The sequence below is a fragment of the Pseudomonas sp. NPDC078700 genome (assembly GCF_044542375.1).
In the GTDB taxonomy this organism is placed as follows: domain Bacteria; phylum Pseudomonadota; class Gammaproteobacteria; order Pseudomonadales; family Pseudomonadaceae; genus Aquipseudomonas.
In genome coordinates this window covers 809,161-825,488 of record NZ_JBITUI010000002.1, presented here as the reverse complement: position 1 = coordinate 825,488, position 16,328 = coordinate 809,161, and the positions used below count along the sequence as shown (strand labels likewise).

Sequence of the window (16,328 nt, the reverse complement as noted above, 5' to 3'; positions counted from 1 at the left end):
CGCAAAAGCTCGAGCAGGCACGCTTAGCAACGAGATGATGCTGTTGTGGGTTGATTGGCTTACGCAAAGCGTCTAAATCCAAAAATTATCTGGCTTCTTTGCATTGTCCAAACGCAGTTGCTGGGCTCCTTTAGCCAAGCGCTGTGATCTGACCTGCGTCAAACCCTGCTTGCATAACGGTCCGAGGTGGCCAATCCATCAGCGCGCAGGATGCGGGCGAAAGACAGTTGAGGAGCGTCCATGCAACGAGTGAGGCTAGATATTCACGCTCCCCTTGGATTACCTGTATGAGCTGACAAGCCCACACCATCAGGCAGTTATTTTTGCTTGGCATCTGTGCACGTCAGATTCTCCCCGAAGGGACTGCTCGTTGGCCGTGCCAACAACCGACGCCGAATAGACGTCGGTCATGTGTAAGGGCAAAAAGTGCTCCGTCAGGCGATGCGGAATTTCCCGGTACGTTCGCTGAGCGCTTCAACTTGGGCTTGAAGCCCTTGAGTATGGGTATCCAATGTTTGGCGCAAGGTCCGGGTCTCGCCGGTATGTGTATTGATGTCTTCCATCTTCAAAGCGATGTCGCCGGTGGTAGCTGAAATCTGTTCCACAGCCACCACAACTTGGCTCATCTCTGCGGTCAGGGTTTCAACCGAATGGGTAATCTGGTTAATCGCAGTAGCGACTTCGCCTGCATCGTTTTCGCTCTGCTTGGCAAGTGACAAACCACTGCCGATCAGCTCGTCCATTTTTTGCGTCTGCCGTTGTAGCTCGCCGACGATCGCGCCGATGTCAGTTGTGGCGGCGACCGTGCGCTGCGCAAGTGAGCGTACCTCATCGGCAACCACTGAGAAGCCTCGCCCCGCCTCGCCTGCCCGGGCGGCTTCAATCGCAGCGTTTAGGGCAAGCAGATTGGTTTGATCCGCCAGACCGTTGATCACACCGATGATGCTATTGACCTGCTGGCCGCTATGGGTCAGGGAGGCAACCTGCTCATGGGTGGATCGGATCAGGCCCGATAAGCAGCGTATGTTGTCGACGCTATTGCTTATGATCTGGCTACCGACTTGGGCGGAGTTACAGGCCGCCTGTGATGCACTGCCGACATCATTGGTTCGCCGTGCGATCTCGTTGACTGTGGCGGAAATTTGCTGTGAAGCCGAGGCGGCTTGCTCAGTCTGCTGCTCAACCTGCTCACTGTTAACCTCTAGACGGTTCATGGAGTCCTTGAGGTAGGCGTATAAACGCTCCAGCTCACGGTTGCCATCGGCCACCTGTCGAATCAGACCTCCGACACGCTGGATCATGTGGTTAGTCGCAATACCCAGCTGGTTGAACTCATCTTTGCGGTTATCACCAATAACCAGTTGGCCAGTCAAGTCGCCAGCAGCCACACGAGCGAGCAACTCGGTGACGCGGTTCAATTGGCCGAACAAAGCGCGAGAAGCACGTCCAAGACTAATTAACAGAAAGATCGAACCACCAACGAACGTCAACCCCAAGATGACCACCGCTGATTGGCGAGCCTGTTCCACCTCCCGGCCAGTGCTCGCGACAATGCCATCAGTGAGCGCAGAATCGAGCTCATCCACAGTCGTTTCAATGCTCAGGGCCTGGGCCTTCATCTGCTCCTGCACTTCACGGATCTGACCGATCAAGGCATCCGCCTGGCCAAAGGCTTGCTCATATTCACCCGCGCTCTGGCCAATCTTGCTGTCTTGCCAGTCGAGTTCTGTGATTTGTTTTTGCATGGCGGCAATTGCTTCACGCGCCTTTATGGCGTAGGCGGGATCAAATGACGATAAGTAATCGCGCTGCTGAGCAAGAGCAGTCGCTATGAATGTTTTGATCAGGCCGATGTTAATTTGCTCCAATTCGGCAGCAGCGCTGGCCAGTACTTGACGCACATTTTCCGTGGCGCGCAGACCAAGACTTTGATTGAGTTGCAGCCACTGGCGCTGCATAGCCAAGTCACTGTCGAGCAGTGCAGCTATCTGTTCCGCTTGCTTGACGGTGGCTTCGTCATCTAACTGGTGAGAGGCTGTAACAAACGCCTCAGCACTGACCTCCAGACCGTTCAGCTGCTCTCCAAAGCGCTCGACGGAATCCGGGGCAAGCTGACTACGTAAGTTGCGCATGCGCAGCCAGTCATTGAGCAGCTGCGTCGATTTTGCCTGAAAATCAGTAGCCATTTGCTGAGCATGGAATGCCCCAGAAAGGCGCTCGTTGACCCACAGCGCAGAAGCCGCCATCACGGCCAGGCCGAACAAACAGATGGCGATCAGGCAACGAAATTTCTGCCTCCATGAAAGTTGAAGGGGCATAAAAGTCTCCGCTTTATTGTAATTAGTATGACAACGTACAACTACATCGGCCGTGCGACGTCATTCTTAAGCGCCCCAAATAACAATAAATTCTCGACAGCGACTTACCAGGCCAGCTGCGACTGCAACTCGGTCAGAATCCGGAATTGTCAGCCGTTTGCGCCTTAAGGTCGTCCGCGCAGGGTGATTGGAGCGTGCAGATGGAGGAAAACTTCGGTTATCCGCGATCTCGATAAAAAACACGAATAACTTAAACGTTCGCGGTCTCCTACAAGCCCCATGGCCGGGAATCCAGCCACTGCATCGAACTTGCTGATCGACAATATTGAAAGTTTTACCAAAGCAACGGTGATGCTCGATCAGATTTGATATTACTTACCGTCGCTACCCCTCCAGGAACGTTTAGGCAATTCGCACCACTAAAGTATAGTTGGCGGTTATATCCGCCGATATGGAGCGAAAGGAGCGTGCAAATGGAGTGGTTGTCGTTGGTATTGTCGTTAAGTGCGCTGATAGTCGTGCTGCTGTATATCGGTGTTGCAAGCCCTGCTGCAAAGAAGAAGCGGGTTAAACGGCTTCTCGAACGTCTGCCCGAACATGAGCGGGGTAAAGCGCATTTCAAGCGTCGTTATCCGCGCTATGAATACGGCACTGGCAGTTATGGTATGCCTGATGTTAAGGATTTCCACGAAGGCACGACCCTTAAAATCGGCGCCTACTGCTCTATCGCTAATGGGGTTCGGATCATTCTTGGTGGGCTGCACCGTACTGACTGGGTCACCACTTACCCCTTCCCAGCAAAGTTTGAGCAAGCGAGTCACATCAAAGGCTATGGCGGATCGCGGGGTGATGTGATTATTGGCAGCGATGTTTGGCTTTGTACCAACAGCGTAATTTTATCAGGCGTTACCATTGGCCATGGCGCTGTGGTGGCTGCCGGGTCAATGGTTAACCGGGATGTGGCGCCGTACTCGGTTGTCGCGGGAAACCCGGCCCGAGTCATAAGCTGGCGTTTTGATGAGCCAACCCGCGAGGCCCTGCTGGCGACCCAATGGTGGACCTGGTCCCATGAAGAAATAGCCAGCGCGGTCGAGCGCCTGTGCTCCGAAGATATCGCGGCTTTCCTTGAATACGCTCAAAATCGTCAGCAAAAGACGTAGAGAAAATAAGGGTGCAGTGAGTGCTAGCCCTTACACCTGTAGTTCCACACATAACAGTTGCCTTGCGTAAATCCACTTCAGTGAAATGTTGTCTTTCGCGGCCTGATCGAAGACCAGCTCGAAGATTAGTACTCATAACGCAGCTAGAGATGGGCCTGAGTGGGTTGGCCGCGAAGTAAACCACTCAGGGTCCAGAGCTGGGTCTTGCGCCGTTTAGGGTAAAACTTGGTCTGGCTTATTTTTCATCGGACTCTATAAATACACGCCACCTGAGTGGCGGTGATTTATATCGCGAGTTTGAGGCGACTCAAAAGTGCGCTCTGACCATCAACATCGCGACACTTTGGTCGGTCCCGCCAAGGACTTCTGAGCCCACATAGCCGTCATTGTCGATCGCGTATTTGTTTTTCCAATAGTCGTATTCGATGCCCACATAGACTTTCTTGCCGAAACCAAAGGCTTTGGCCACGTCATATTTGATTTGTGGGTTGAAGTGGAAATTGGCGTGGTAGCTTTTATCGTTGTCTGGCACCCAGTCGATGTAGCCATCAATCACCAAGTCAGAGTTGCCAACGGGGATGGTGTAACTCCACGCCGGGGTGATCTGCCATACACCGCTTCCGTCGCGCTTGCCATCTGACTCACGGTAGTAAGTATTGAGTTGAAAATAATTAAAACCGGGAATGTTCAGGTCAAACCCAGGGCCGATCAGGTACGATTCCTTGTCGCCTTCACCGAATTCATAAGTAGTCGCTATGAGTACATCTTTAATTGGGCCAAAAGACAGATCCGTTCCGCTGATCTTGCCCAGCGATAAGCGGGGCGATAACTCGCCGTAGAAACTGTGGCCGTCATCATTACCATTGGTGGCATTTGTGTTGTATTTGATGCCGTCGACAAATAGGTACAGGTCACCAAAACTCCAGCCGCTGGCGTGGGAAAACGTGATGATCTGCTGGTTCTCTGGATCGACCTTGAAGTTATTGCCGTACTCGTAGGTCAGGCTGTTGTCTTGCCACTGCAACAGATCGCCAGCAAGTGACTGGCCAGCAGCCAAAAGGCCGTTTGCCAGTAATAACGAGGTCATGGTGCGTTTCATATCAGTGCTCCCAAATGGTCAGTTTTTAGTTATTAAGTTTTCGTGTTGCGCCGTTTTTTCTTGTGCCTGTCTTAAATGACGCGCACGAAATGACCGTTGCGCTGGAACTTGGTCAGATCCAGCACTGTGCAAATGTCCTTATGTGAGGCTTCTTGCCGGTTTCGGCGTGGTCAGCTAAATGGGCTCTACTGTCAGCTTGGGGTCAGCGATTGACAGTGAGCTCTGCGTGATTAGCTGATACTCCAAGGGAAGAGGCGTTTATGTAGCCAAACCACGATCCCATACAGACAGAGGCTGCTGCAGACCAGAATGATCAACGAAGCAAAAGCCATCGGCACTTTGAATGATGAGGTGCTGAACAGAATCAGGTAGCCAAGCCCTTTTTCCGCCGCGACAAACTCTGCAACCACCGCACCAATAATCGACAAGGTGATAGCCACTTTCAGGGCGCTAAAAATGTAAGGAATCGCATAGGGCATTCGGATCTGCCAAAACTCACGTGCACGGCTGGCGCGGAGTGAGCGTGAAAGTTCGATCATTTCCTGCGGCACCGAATTGAGGCCAGCGGCGGTGGAAATCACGATGGGGAAGAAGGCAATCAGCATGGTGATGACCACACGTGGAACCATGCCTGCACCAAGCGAAACAACGATAATCGGCGCAATGGCAACAATGGGCGTTGACTGAATTACGACCAACCAAGGCATTAGCAAGCGCGACAATAATCGCGAGCTGACAATGGCTGTGGCCAGAGGTAAGGCGATTGCGATTGCCACTGCAAAACCGGTCAGGGCGACGCCCAGTGTTGCCACAATATGCTCTAACCAGCGCCCCGCTGGCAGGCTGCCTAGAGAACCAACAATGGCTGAAGGCGAAGGCAGGATGAATTCCGGCACTTTAAACAAGCGGCAAGCCCCTTCCCAGATCAGTACAACAATGAAGAAGGCGAACACGGATATGTATCGTTCCAGTAAGTTTCTCATTGGTTACTCCGGACGACGGGTGAATACTTTCACCCGGATCTCATTGGCCAACTGGGTGAAAACCGGGTCGGACAGGGTTTCTAGTGTGCGTGGCCGAGCCAGTGGCACATCGATTACTTCACTAACACGGCCTGGCCGGGCGCTCATCACTACGATCCGGTCAGAAAGCAGCAGAGCCTCTTGAATCGAGTGGGTCACAAACAGCACGGTTTTAGGCTTCTCATTCCAGATACGCAGCAATTCAAAGCTCATCTCATCACGGGTCAAGGCATCGAGCGCGGAAAAAGGCTCGTCCATCAACAAGATATCTGGATCGTGCAGCAGAGAGCGGGCGATGGACACTCGCTGTTGCATGCCGCCAGACAGCTCATTGGGTCGTTTGTCGGCGAACTCGGTGAGGCCAATCATGTCGAGCAAAACCTCTGCTCGGGCGCGATCGCCAGCATCTACTCGACCGTATTTGTGTTTCATGGGAAAGCAGATGTTTTCGCGAACAGAAAGCCAGGGCAGCAGCGTTGGCCGTTGGAACACGATACCCAATTCATCTCGCGGCTCGTTGACTTCCAGATCATAGATCGAGACCTTCCCAGCGGTAGGCCGGAGCAGGCCAGCGATTAGCCTCAGGATGGTCGATTTGCCGCAGCCCGACGGCCCGATGAAGGAGACGAACTCGTTCTTGCGCAGATCCAGGTTGACGTTATCCAAGGCGGTGACCAAAGCACCATCGCTGGAGGTGAACGTCTGTCCGACGCCCTTGAGCTCGATTACAGGCTGCATGCTCGACTCCTTATTGTTTGATGAAACGACGGTCGACCAATGCTTCTGGGTCAACTTTGTTCATCGGGTAATTCATCGACTTGGCCACCCATTCCCAAGTCTTTTGCAGCAAGGCTGGTTCAAACTGACCGAGACCATCTTTCTGGCTGATTGAGTTGTCGATCAGGTTTTCAGTTGCACGCCAATCGGCTTCAAGCATGTCGCCATCGGCTTCCGGCACTAAAGCTTTCTGGTCAGCTGCAGCTTTGCCTGGATGCTGCAAGGAAAACTCAAGTGCTTTTTTTGAAGCGCGAACAAAGCGTGCGACTACGTCTGGCTTTTCGTCGATCAGCTTTTGCGAGGCAAACAGACTCCAGCCGTAACCATCCAAACCAAACTCAGCCCAAGGCAAAACCACAGTTTGCTTGCCAGCTTTTTTGAGTAACGCCTTCACGTGAGGCGTATTGGTAGTCCAGATGACCACGCCATCAACGCGACCTTGCGCCATCATCGGGACCAAGGCTGTGGGATCAGCCTTGATCTGCTTGACTGACGCCGGATCAACGCCGTTGGTTTCAAGCATCAAGGGCAACAGAGTGGTAGAGGTCGAGAACGTGGGTACACCAAGCGTTTTGCCTTGCAGGCTTTTAAAGTCGCTTACGCCGCTGCCTTCGTAAGTAAAAATCGCATCTGGCTGCTTGGTGTAGATACTCATTACAGCTTTAACTGGGATGCCACCTTCGGCTTGCGCCATCATCAAAGAGCCAATACCGCCTGAGCCTACATCGGCCGCGCCAGAGCCAATTTTGGTTAAGGCGTCAGTGGTGCCCCGTCCACCGAGAACTTTGACCTCAAGATTTTCTTCGGCATAGAAGCCTTGGTTAATACCTGCAAAGATAAATGCTTTATCGCCGCCAGTAGGCAACCAGCCGAGCTGAAAGGTAAGTTGATCCATCGCATGTGCGCTGATGCTGGCACAGCCCAAGGCAACGCAAACGGCAAGGTCGCGAACTTTCATAATTAAGCTCCGGTAATTCTCAGATTTATAGGTTCAGTAAGCGTTGCAGTTTGCTATTAAGGGCATCGGTTAAGGCTTGAGGTTGGGCCAGTTGCGGCACGTGGCCGCAATCAAGGCTGATGACATGCGCTCCAGGACTAAGCTGCTGCATCCGGCGTTGTACATAGATATCGATAGAGCGGTCTGCTGTTGCTTCGATGTAGATGCGTGGCACCCGGCCGTAGCGTTCATCACTTAGCTGGGGCGGCATATTGCGCCCGCTTGCAGGTTGTGGACGCAACAAGCTGGCAGCTGTTGCTGCAGCATCCGTTGAGCAGTCATGGAGAAAGATGTGCAAAGCGGCACTGACCGGAACGCTGCTAGATTGATCAAGGTCACTGGATTCGAGGTAACGGTTGATACCAGCGAAGTCGAGATCGGGCCGTTCTTCACTGCATAGTTTCACTACATCGACGAAGCTCATTCCATTCGGCAGCATCATGCCTGCGAGATAAACCAGTGCCCTGATGCGCTCGGGAATCAATTCGGCGACTTGTGACGCAATCACACCACCGCCGCTATGCCCCAGAAGCACCACCGACTCGCCAATGTTTTCGATCACAGTAACGAGGTGTTCACAGTAGCTTTCGGGGCTGGCAACAGCTTGGGCGTTTTCACCCCAGCCATTGCCAGGTAACTCGACGCTGTGTACGGTCCAGCCGCTATCTTGCAGAAAAGGGCGCCAGGCAGAGAACGCCCAACTGCCCTGCCAAGCACCATGAATCAGCACGATATGCTTGCTCATGCACGGTCTCCATAGGTGCTCAGATAGCGCTCCATAAAATGTTTTTCGATGGTGATTGGTGGATACTTCGCTGTCCCGTCGGCGCTCAGACAAGTTGCTAGGCACTCGACCACGGTGTCCATATTGCCGGTGAAGAAAAACGGCACCGAATAACGTTCGCGCCCGGACCGATTGATCACACGGTGTACGTTCGAGTGATAGCGCTCGTTAGTCCAACGGCTGATCATGTCCCCCAGATTGACGACATAACTGCCTTCAACGGGTGGTGCGTCAATCCACTCGTCACTGTCGATAGCTTTAACTTGCAGACCGCCAGTGGTGTCCTGCAGCAAAAGAGTCAGGGCACCAAAATCGGTATGCGCGCCGCAGCCTTTTTCACCGGGCAGCGGATGAGGTGGTTGTGGAGGATAATGAAGCATGCGCAGGGTTGCACTGGCATCCATCATCAGCGGATCGAAGTGGTCTTCGGCCAAGTCCAGCGACAATGCTAGCCCTCTCATCAGCAAGGCACTGACTTCAAATGCCGCCGCGAAATAGGCCTCCATCACCGCTTTAAACTCCGGTACACCTTGAGGCCACTGATTGGGGCCTTGATTAAATCGGCCCGCGAGTACTCGCGGATTGTCTTCATCCAGATGCACGCCGATGTAAAAACCTTCTTTTAGGTCTGGCGGGCTGTCTGCTTCCAGGGTTTGTGCGCGCAGCGGTTCATAACCACGGTTACAGGGAGACAGCGTCTTACTCACGGCCAGTTTGTTGCTGCTGGGCAGAGCGAAAAACTGCTCAGACTGTTCCTGTACGGCACGGATCAACTGCGGATCGATTCCGTGGTTGGTGATGTAGAAAAATCCGCAGCGCTGACACGCTTCACGCAACTCATCAGCGACCTTCATTCGGTCGCTGAGCAGGTTCGAACGTAAGCCGCTGATATCGATCAGGGGCAGGTTGAAGGACGCAGAAGTGGCAGACATGAGCATCTCGTTCTGGATGGGTGTGTCTGCATCTTAGGAGTGTGTTTCTGCTTCAGATAGCTCTGTTTTTTGTCAGGGGTGATGCCGAAACGGCAGCACCCAAAATGAGGCGGTCTATGCGCTATTTTGGCTCATTTCTACGGCCGCACGTTGGCTGATTTCTTCGTCTACCGAACGGATAAATGCATCCAGCGCAGCGGGAAGCGAGCGGCCGCTGCGCACATACACGCCAAGCTCGGATATCAGTGGTTCCGGGGCTTTGAGCGGTATGTTTACTAATTTTCCGCTGGCCAGTTCATCTTCCATGCCTATGCGCGTTTGAAAAGCGACGCCCATGCCGAGCAAGGCAAAGCGTTTGGCCAACTCCACTGACGCACTCTCGAGGAGCACAGTCAGCGGCTTTTTATAATTGAGAATAAGGGGTTGCAACTGTCCTCTAATGGACAACTCTGGGCCGGGGAGTATCAGTGGATAGGCTGCACACTCGTTAAAGCTAACCGAAGCTAACCTCGCCAAAGCATGATCAGGGGCAACTACAATACCGAGGGCAAAGCGGCCAACGGCGTATTGCTGCAAATGCTCGTTGCGCGAAATGTTGTAACCGAGCGCCACGTCAGCATCGCCATCTGCAACGGCTTGGGCGGCTTCGTTTGAGCCGGTGGAGCGCACGGTAATGCGTAGCATGGGGTAGCGCGTCAGCATGTGCTCCAACACCGTCGGCAGCAAGGCAACGTTCAAGCCTTCGACCGATGCAATCGATAATTCCCCACGGCGCAGCCCCTTGAGTGCATCAAGCTCGCTGGCCATACGGTGCTCGTCTTGAAGCACGGTGATTACATGACGCGAAAATATCTCACCCGTGGGTGTTAGTCGCATGCCACTGGATAGGCGCTCAAACAATGGGCTGCCGAGTTCCTCTTCCAGTTGCAATAACTGACGGTTCACTGCGGAGGAGGCGAGATGTAAACGTCGCGCCGCTTCGCGGATCGAGCCACAACGGCGGATCATGTCGAAGTACTTCAAAGAGCGAGCATGGATATGCACGAGGGATCACCTGTAGCAGCTAAGAAATGATGGTGAGTTACTGCACATCAGAGTCAGGCAATCGCCTGATCTAATCAACACCCTGCAAGCCCAGTTTGTAAATATTCACCAATGCTGAAGGTCCCGTTAAGTAGTTGGAAAGTTGACTGAACTCTATCATCGGCACGTAGTGCTGTTCTGGGCCTATTACCACCTGCTGCTTGCGGCCAAAGCGACTTGTGGTTCAGGCCGAGAATAGCCAAAACGATGTGTATACGAAAACCAGATGACTCACATAGTGGGCTGCTCATGCGCGTCCACCAGCTCAGATAACGTGACTGTTCGTACCGTTCGCAAAGCGCTACTTGGCAGAAAACAAATATCATCCCCGGCGTTCAACATAGAAACACTAGGCCATAGGAGGAAGGCTGGGGTTTGCTTAATTAAGATTTAAACTTAGCCTGCCCCTTGTTAACCGAACGCACGGGCACCTGTTTGCGCACGGCATTGGACAGAACCAACGAGGTGCTAACTGAACCATGAACAGCCAGCGCATCGACGATAGTTTCTAAATCGGCAGGCTGAGAAAACGCACAACGAACGATGAAGCAGTCCTCTCCTGTAACCCTGTCAGCCTCAAGTACTTGCGGTATGTCGTTGAACAACGCCAGATAATGCTTGATGTACTGGTGAGTTGTGCGAATCCGGAGAATCGCCTGCAACCCCAGCCCTACCGCACCAAAACTCACCTGCGCTGCATACCCGGTTATGACACCTGCGGTTTCGAGTTTCTTGACCCGCTCACTCATAGCCGGTTGCGAAAGCCCGATGCGCTTGCCTAGGGATGCCAAGCTTTGCCGGGCGTCAATTTGCAGCGCCTCAAGAATTTGCCAATCTTTGCTGTCGAGCTCCATGCTTTTCCTATGAAGTTAATCCGATGAATCATCGGTTAATGCTGGCTCTTTCGGATGATTAGCCATCCAAGGTCGAAGTGTAACTCGCTACATTTTGCGGACACCTCTTGCGAGAAACAATAAATGACATCTTCGATATTGCTCCTCCCGGGCATTGGCAATTCTGGCCCAGACCACTGGCAAACCATTTGGGCACAGCACAACGCCTCCATAGCGAGCATAGAGGGGCAAGACTGGAATAATCCGGTTTGCGCAAAATGGGTCGAGAATTTAGACGCCGTTATCCGCCGAAGCGGGCCCGACACAGTGCTGGTAGCTCATAGCCTTGGCTGCTTGCAGGTTGCCCACTGGGCGCAATATAGCGATACAAGGGTGAGGGCCGCTTTGCTGGTGGCTGTACCAGACCCGGGACGCGCCAGCTTTCCGGACCAAGCACTCGGTTTTAGCCCGCTTGGGCGCAAGCGCTTCGCGTTCCCAAGCATGATTGTCGCGAGTTCCAACGACCCCTACTCAGACTTGGAATTTAGCCAGCAATGTGCAGATGCGTGGGGGAGTCGTTTGGTCAATATAGGCGCTCTGGGTCACATCAACTCGACCAGTGGGCTCGGTGACTGGCCTCAGGGCAAAGCGTTGCTCAAAGCGCTTATGGATGAATAGGGGCAAACCCGGGTTTGTGCAACTCGGGTTAACCCAGCCTGCCCCGTTTAATCCAACACTTTGCGCTGCATCCATTCGCTCGGGCTTAAGCCCACTTTGCGGCGAAACGTACGTGCCAGCGCAGATGGGCTTTCATAGCCAACTTCATCAGCGATGAGTGCAATCGGACGGCCCTCGCGTAAGCGTTTTTGCGCCAGGCTGACTCGCCAATTGGTCAGGTAATCCGCAGGTGTATTGCCGACCACTTGACGAAAGTGAGCGGCAAAACTTGCCCGTGACATACTCGCAAGACCTGCCAGGTCAGCCACCGACCAATTGCGCTGCGGCTCATCGTGGATGCAGGTGATCGCACGCGACAACCTTGGGTTGGCCAGCCCTGCCATCATGCCCGAGGCAATGCTGCGGTTCGCCATCAGGTGGCGCAGCAGCTGAATCACCATCAGTTCGAACAAGCGATTCAACACCACATCGCGACCACATTCATTGCCGAATGCTTCTTCAAACAACCATTCAAGACTGCCCGTCAAACCCGGCAATTCGCTAATCGGCTGAATGATGTAAGGCGGCAAGGCCAGGGTCAGCGGATTATTGGCCCCACCATCAAACTGCAAGGTGGCGCAGACCAGCTCCGCTTCATCCGCCTCTGTCGCCTGCAGCCGATGCTCAAGCGGGCGAATCACCAGAATCAGACTCGGCTCTGTCAGCTCGATGTACTGATTGTGCTCATCCTTGAAGGTCAGGCGACCAGAACGCAGTAAGTGCACGTGGCCGTAACTGCCTTTGGAGATGTTCTCTACCCCGCAAAAACCGCCCTGATGATAGGTGGCTGCATGAAGGTTGAAGTGTTTTAGCAGGGTTGATAGACGGTTCATGGCAGGCTCCGATTTAGACGATCTGTTGCATACAATCGACGATCTGACGCCGAAAGGAAATACCTTACGCCTAATATTCACTCCAAGCTTGATCGGCAAGCTCGCCACTCAACCTACTGGAGAACGACCATGACTCGCATTACCGCTCTGACAATCGACCAAGCCCCAACTGGCTCACGTGCCGCGCTTGAAGGCGTGCAGAAAGGCTACGGCTTTATTCCCAATGCCATTAGGACATTGGCCCATGCCCCTGCAGCGTTGAATGGTTATCTGGCGCTGACCCAAGCACTGGGTAAAAGCTCATTGAGTGCTGCCGAGCGCGAAGTCGCCGCCCTTGCAACATCAGAAGTTAACGGTTGTGACTATTGCATCGCGGCACATTCGTTCCTCGGTGAAAAAGCTGGCTTAAGTGCAAACGATATTCGGGATGCCCGGTCAGGCGAATTAAGTGCGCTAGCCGTTCTGACGCGGCAGATCACTGAAAGCCGTGGTCATCTGACCGACGCCCAGATAGCGGCAGCCCATGACGCCGGCCTGACTAACAGCAAAATCGTTGAGCTGGTTGCCCAAGTCACGCTGTTAACCCTGACCAACTACCTGAACAACCTTGCCGCTACCGAAGTGGACTTCCCACCCACGGCCCAATAAGGAAGCCAGCACATGAGCCATGTAACCATCTACACAACTCAGCATTGCCCCTACTGCATCAGCGCCAAAAACTTGTTGGCACGCAAGGGGGCCAACCCTACGGAAATAGACGTTGAGGCATCGCCTCAACACTTCGCGCAAATGCTGCACAAATCCAAGCGCAGAAGCGTGCCGCAGATTTTTATAGGCGACCGGCATGTCGGCGGCTTTGATGATTTGGCAATCCTTGAACGCAAGGGCGAACTGGATGCATTGCTCCAAGCGTGAATTGCATTGTGATGGTCTGCAGTAACGGGATGCTCTGGTTGGCAGCAACCAATGCCACTGTTTGAAAGTGGCAGATCGAACCCAGCACTTCAGGCCATTCACTTTTTTACTTTCTACGACTGCACCTCAAGTGCGGACGTTTTCAATATTCTTCCCACCCCCAAACGCTATGCTGTTAACGATTTAGTTAGCCCACTCTGCAAGCAGGCGGTGACTGTGGACAGGTTTCAGGAGATGAAAGTATTGCTCGCCGTTGCTGAGGCGGAAAGCTTTGCCGGTGGAGCGAAGTTGGTGGGCATGTCGCCGCCCAGCGTCACCCGCGTGATTGCGGGTCTGGAGCATCGGCTCGGCACGCTATTGCTGGCGCGAAGCACACGAAGCCTACGCCTGACCGAAGCAGGTCGGCGCTATGTCGATGATTGCAAGCGCATCCTGCAGGACCTGGAGGAAGCGGAAGAGCTGGCGGCAGGAAGTAGTATTCGCGCACGGGGCAATTTAGCCGTGACCGCATCAGTGATGTTCGGTGAGCTATTTTTAATTCCGCTGATTACCGAGTATCTGGCGCAACACCCGCAGGTGACTATAAATGCGCTACTGGTTGACCGGCTGGTGAGCATGGTTGACGAGGGCTTGGATGTCGCAATACGCATCGGCCAGCTGCCAGACACCAGCCTTGAGGCTGTGAAGGTTGGGCAAATCCGTCCAGTCGTGTGCGCGGCACCGGCATTTCTCGATCGCGTCGGTCGCCCACAGAATCCGAAGGCTGTAATGACGCTCCCCGTGGTGATGTCGTCTGCTAGCAGCCTGCTCACCGACTGGCAGTTCAATGCCGCTGGCGGGCAGATGACCCTGCACCCCAAACCACGACTGGTGGTGAGTTCCAATCAAGCGGCGATCAATGCAGCACGCCAAGGCTGGGGGCTTACCCGTGTGCTCTCCTACCAAGTTGCTGAACTCGTTGCCAAAGGCGAGTTGGAGATTGTCCTCGATGCGTTCGAAACAAGCTCATTGCCGATACACATCGTTTATCAAGGTGGCGGAAGAGTACCCGCCAAAGTGCGCACATTCGTCGACTATTGCACACGCCAGTTCCTGACTAATCCGGCGCTGCAAACGGTCGCGGTACCTTAGTCTATGAGCCGCTACCGTGAGATGCAGGCATTCGCGGCTGTCGCGCAAACAGGTAGTCTTGCTGGCGCAGCGCGGCGGCTGGAAATATCACCCGCAACGATGATGCGCACTATTGCAGCACTGGAAAAACGCCTGAGCAATACGCTGTTGACCCGAGGCCCGCGCGGCGTAACCCTGAGCCCTGCTGGCGAACAGTTTGCGCTTAATTGTCGGGATATCTTGCAGCAAACCGACGCAGCCGAGCGTTCAGCCGCAGGCCTGCATGCCTGCCCAGCCGGGCAGCTCACAGTGTCTCTACCGATCCTGATGGACCACGCCATATTCACCCCGGTAATGCTTGCCTACCTGGACGCGTTTCCCGATGTTCAGCTTGTCATCCTGTCCCGTGAGGGGCTGCCAAAACTCTTGGAGGAAGGCATAGACATCGCCCTTGTCGTCAGCCACCTGCCCAACTCATCTGACTTCGCCATGCCATTGGGCTGGGTCAGGCCTGTAGTCTGCGGTGCCCCAGACTATCTGGCCAAATGGGGCTTCCCCGCGACACCCGACGAGCTTATCGCTCACCGCACGGTCGTGACCACCGCTCTAGGTTATGAGGCCGGATGGCGCTTTCGCCACGAGCGCTCTACGCACTTGGTCAAACTTGCGCCCGTACTCAGGTGTAGCACTACGCGCGCAGCCATCCAAGCGGCTGCGCAAGGGCTCGGGTTGACTCGCTGCATGAGCTACGAAGCTCATGCAGAACTGCAAGACGGGTCGCTTATTCCTGTACTCAACGACTTCATCAGTGAAGACCTGCCGGTACATATGATTTACCGCAATGGCCGACGAGCCGAAGCGCGCGTGCGCAGCTTCATCGATTTCGCCACCCCCCTGCTGCGCGTCCATCCTGCTTTTACTCGCTAAGGCCTTCTCTTGAACCTGCCGACTCTTTTAGAAAATGAAATTATGGATTGCTTGGGGTGGCGGTTCTGCTTCGCCTTGCATAGGCGCAGTATCGATCCAACAGCGCATTAACTGTCGTCTTGGTTTGACTCTGCGCTGATTTCCTAAATCAAATGCGGAGCCAACTTCATGACCACACAACCCATCAAACTGTATCGCCATCCTTTGTCCGGCCATGCTCACCGTGTCGAGTTGCTGCTTTCGTTGCTCAACGTGCCGACCGAACTGGTGTTTATCGATCTGGCCAATGGCGAGCATAAAAAGCCTGAGTTTCTGGCAATCAACCCCTTTGGCCAAGTTCCGGTGATAGATGACAACGGCACCTTGATCAGTGATTCCAACTCAATTCTGGTTTACCTGGCACAAAAATATGGCTCAGGTAGCTGGCAGTTTGAAGACCCGCTCAGCGCCGCACGCACTCAACGCTGGCTGTCAGTGGCAGCGGGTCAAGTTGCCTATGGCCCAGCAGCCGCGCGTCTGATCACCGTATTTGGCGCAGCATTCAATGCCGAAGAAGTCATCAACCGCTCCCATGTTTTACTCAAGCTAATGGAGACCGAACTGGACGACAGCCCATTCCTGCTTGGCACCGAGCCGAGCATTGCTGATGTCGCCAACTACAGTTATATCGCTCACGCACCTGAGGGCAATGTGTCGCTGCAGGATTACCCGAATGTGCGCGCTTGGCTGGAGCGAATCGAAGCGCTGCCCGGTTTCGTACCCATGCAGCCTACCGCTGTCGGTTTAAAAGCAAGCTGAGCGGACTTCACTGCGGTTCTATC

17 protein-coding genes are annotated in these 16,328 nt (G+C 54.0%); 7 read left to right on the top strand and 10 right to left on the bottom strand.

The window, feature by feature from the left end; genetic code table 11:
• Nucleotides 1-434: 434 nt before the first annotated feature.
• On the bottom strand, nt 435-2,318 hold the full coding sequence (locus tag ACIGCM_RS09600) for a methyl-accepting chemotaxis protein (protein ID WP_397501815.1): 1,884 nt from the start codon (nt 2,316-2,318) through the stop codon (nt 435-437).
• Between the two features lie 473 nt (nt 2,319-2,791).
• On the opposite strand from ACIGCM_RS09600, the gene ACIGCM_RS09595 reads away from it, so the two are divergent.
• Entirely contained in the window at nt 2,792-3,478 is a 687-nt protein-coding gene (locus ACIGCM_RS09595) for a CatB-related O-acetyltransferase (RefSeq protein ID WP_397501814.1), read from the top strand.
• Between the two features lie 307 nt (nt 3,479-3,785).
• Here the strand turns inward: ACIGCM_RS09595 and ACIGCM_RS09590 are convergent, their stop codons facing one another.
• From ACIGCM_RS09590 to ACIGCM_RS09555, 8 genes are all read right to left on the bottom strand, one after another.
• A complete protein-coding gene (locus ACIGCM_RS09590) occupies nt 3,786-4,577 on the bottom strand; it encodes an outer membrane protein OmpK (protein ID WP_397501813.1) in 792 nt (263 codons plus the stop codon).
• A 230-nt stretch (nt 4,578-4,807) separates the two neighbouring features.
• A complete protein-coding gene (locus ACIGCM_RS09585) occupies nt 4,808-5,560 on the bottom strand; it encodes an ABC transporter permease (RefSeq protein ID WP_397501812.1) in 753 nt (250 codons plus the stop codon).
• Nucleotides 5,561-5,563: 3 nt separating this feature from the next.
• The gene (locus tag ACIGCM_RS09580) at nt 5,564-6,337 is read right to left on the bottom strand and encodes an ABC transporter ATP-binding protein (protein WP_397501811.1); all 774 of its coding nucleotides are present in this window, start codon (nt 6,335-6,337) and stop codon (nt 5,564-5,566) included.
• Between the two features lie 10 nt (nt 6,338-6,347).
• On the bottom strand, nt 6,348-7,334 hold the full coding sequence (locus ACIGCM_RS09575; RefSeq protein ID WP_397501810.1) for an ABC transporter substrate-binding protein: 987 nt from the start codon (nt 7,332-7,334) through the stop codon (nt 6,348-6,350).
• Between the two features lie 25 nt (nt 7,335-7,359).
• The gene (locus tag ACIGCM_RS09570) at nt 7,360-8,118 is read right to left on the bottom strand and encodes an alpha/beta fold hydrolase (RefSeq protein ID WP_397501809.1); all 759 of its coding nucleotides are present in this window, start codon (nt 8,116-8,118) and stop codon (nt 7,360-7,362) included.
• Nucleotides 8,115-9,089 (bottom strand): isopenicillin N synthase family dioxygenase, encoded by a 975-nt coding sequence (locus tag ACIGCM_RS09565; RefSeq protein WP_397501808.1) that lies wholly within the window; start codon nt 9,087-9,089, stop codon nt 8,115-8,117. The genes ACIGCM_RS09570 and ACIGCM_RS09565 overlap by 4 nt, the downstream gene beginning before the upstream one ends.
• A 114-nt stretch (nt 9,090-9,203) precedes the next feature.
• Nucleotides 9,204-10,133: a LysR family transcriptional regulator gene (locus ACIGCM_RS09560; protein WP_397501807.1), complete on the bottom strand. Its 930-nt coding sequence runs from the start codon at nt 10,131-10,133 to the stop codon at nt 9,204-9,206.
• A gap of 422 nt (nt 10,134-10,555) precedes the next feature.
• Entirely contained in the window at nt 10,556-11,026 is a 471-nt protein-coding gene (locus ACIGCM_RS09555; RefSeq protein ID WP_397501806.1) for an Lrp/AsnC family transcriptional regulator, read from the bottom strand.
• A 123-nt stretch (nt 11,027-11,149) separates the two neighbouring features.
• Between ACIGCM_RS09555 and ACIGCM_RS09550 the strand changes: the two genes are divergently transcribed.
• Complete coding sequence (locus ACIGCM_RS09550; RefSeq protein ID WP_397501805.1) at nt 11,150-11,683, top strand: RBBP9/YdeN family alpha/beta hydrolase; 534 nt, start codon at nt 11,150-11,152, stop codon at nt 11,681-11,683.
• Nucleotides 11,684-11,730: 47 nt separating this feature from the next.
• Here ACIGCM_RS09550 and ACIGCM_RS09545 read toward each other — a convergent pair whose 3' ends face one another.
• Entirely contained in the window at nt 11,731-12,555 is an 825-nt protein-coding gene (locus ACIGCM_RS09545; RefSeq protein WP_397501804.1) for a cupin domain-containing protein, read from the bottom strand.
• A 129-nt stretch (nt 12,556-12,684) separates the two neighbouring features.
• On the opposite strand from ACIGCM_RS09545, the gene ACIGCM_RS09540 reads away from it, so the two are divergent.
• The 5 genes from ACIGCM_RS09540 (at nt 12,685) to ACIGCM_RS09520 (ending at nt 16,305) form a co-directional block, all read left to right on the top strand.
• Nucleotides 12,685-13,203: a carboxymuconolactone decarboxylase family protein gene (locus ACIGCM_RS09540; RefSeq protein WP_397501803.1), complete on the top strand. Its 519-nt coding sequence runs from the start codon at nt 12,685-12,687 to the stop codon at nt 13,201-13,203.
• Nucleotides 13,204-13,215: 12 nt separating this feature from the next.
• On the top strand, nt 13,216-13,470 hold the full coding sequence (grxC, locus tag ACIGCM_RS09535; RefSeq protein ID WP_397501802.1) for a glutaredoxin 3: 255 nt from the start codon (nt 13,216-13,218) through the stop codon (nt 13,468-13,470).
• A gap of 234 nt (nt 13,471-13,704) precedes the next feature.
• Entirely contained in the window at nt 13,705-14,601 is an 897-nt protein-coding gene (locus ACIGCM_RS09530; RefSeq protein ID WP_397501801.1) for a LysR family transcriptional regulator, read from the top strand.
• 3 nt (nt 14,602-14,604) lie between these two features.
• Nucleotides 14,605-15,507, top strand: a complete 903-nt coding sequence (locus ACIGCM_RS09525; RefSeq protein WP_397501800.1) for a LysR family transcriptional regulator — start codon at nt 14,605-14,607, stop codon at nt 15,505-15,507.
• Nucleotides 15,508-15,675: 168 nt separating this feature from the next.
• Nucleotides 15,676-16,305: a glutathione S-transferase family protein gene (locus ACIGCM_RS09520; RefSeq protein WP_397501799.1), complete on the top strand. Its 630-nt coding sequence runs from the start codon at nt 15,676-15,678 to the stop codon at nt 16,303-16,305.
• The last annotated feature ends 23 nt before the right edge of the window (nt 16,306-16,328 follow it).

What these genes read in the sequence shown, in the direction of transcription:
- ACIGCM_RS09600 (WP_397501815.1), bottom strand. Translation starts at nt 2,318, where the DNA reads ATGCCCCTTCAACTTTCATGGAGGCAGAAATTTCGTTGCCTGATCGCC.
- ACIGCM_RS09595 (WP_397501814.1), top strand. Translation starts at nt 2,792, where the DNA reads ATGGAGTGGTTGTCGTTGGTATTGTCGTTAAGTGCGCTGATAGTCGTG.
- ACIGCM_RS09590 (WP_397501813.1), bottom strand. Translation starts at nt 4,577, where the DNA reads ATGAAACGCACCATGACCTCGTTATTACTGGCAAACGGCCTTTTGGCT.
- ACIGCM_RS09585 (WP_397501812.1), bottom strand. Translation starts at nt 5,560, where the DNA reads ATGAGAAACTTACTGGAACGATACATATCCGTGTTCGCCTTCTTCATT.
- ACIGCM_RS09580 (WP_397501811.1), bottom strand. Translation starts at nt 6,337, where the DNA reads ATGCAGCCTGTAATCGAGCTCAAGGGCGTCGGACAGACGTTCACCTCC.
- ACIGCM_RS09575 (WP_397501810.1), bottom strand. Translation starts at nt 7,334, where the DNA reads ATGAAAGTTCGCGACCTTGCCGTTTGCGTTGCCTTGGGCTGTGCCAGC.
- ACIGCM_RS09570 (WP_397501809.1), bottom strand. Translation starts at nt 8,118, where the DNA reads ATGAGCAAGCATATCGTGCTGATTCATGGTGCTTGGCAGGGCAGTTGG.
- ACIGCM_RS09565 (WP_397501808.1), bottom strand. Translation starts at nt 9,089, where the DNA reads ATGTCTGCCACTTCTGCGTCCTTCAACCTGCCCCTGATCGATATCAGC.
- ACIGCM_RS09555 (WP_397501806.1), bottom strand. Translation starts at nt 11,026, where the DNA reads ATGGAGCTCGACAGCAAAGATTGGCAAATTCTTGAGGCGCTGCAAATT.
- ACIGCM_RS09550 (WP_397501805.1), top strand. Translation starts at nt 11,150, where the DNA reads ATGACATCTTCGATATTGCTCCTCCCGGGCATTGGCAATTCTGGCCCA.
- ACIGCM_RS09545 (WP_397501804.1), bottom strand. Translation starts at nt 12,555, where the DNA reads ATGAACCGTCTATCAACCCTGCTAAAACACTTCAACCTTCATGCAGCC.
- ACIGCM_RS09540 (WP_397501803.1), top strand. Translation starts at nt 12,685, where the DNA reads ATGACTCGCATTACCGCTCTGACAATCGACCAAGCCCCAACTGGCTCA.
- grxC (WP_397501802.1), top strand. Translation starts at nt 13,216, where the DNA reads ATGAGCCATGTAACCATCTACACAACTCAGCATTGCCCCTACTGCATC.
- ACIGCM_RS09530 (WP_397501801.1), top strand. Translation starts at nt 13,705, where the DNA reads ATGAAAGTATTGCTCGCCGTTGCTGAGGCGGAAAGCTTTGCCGGTGGA.
- ACIGCM_RS09525 (WP_397501800.1), top strand. Translation starts at nt 14,605, where the DNA reads ATGAGCCGCTACCGTGAGATGCAGGCATTCGCGGCTGTCGCGCAAACA.
- ACIGCM_RS09520 (WP_397501799.1), top strand. Translation starts at nt 15,676, where the DNA reads ATGACCACACAACCCATCAAACTGTATCGCCATCCTTTGTCCGGCCAT.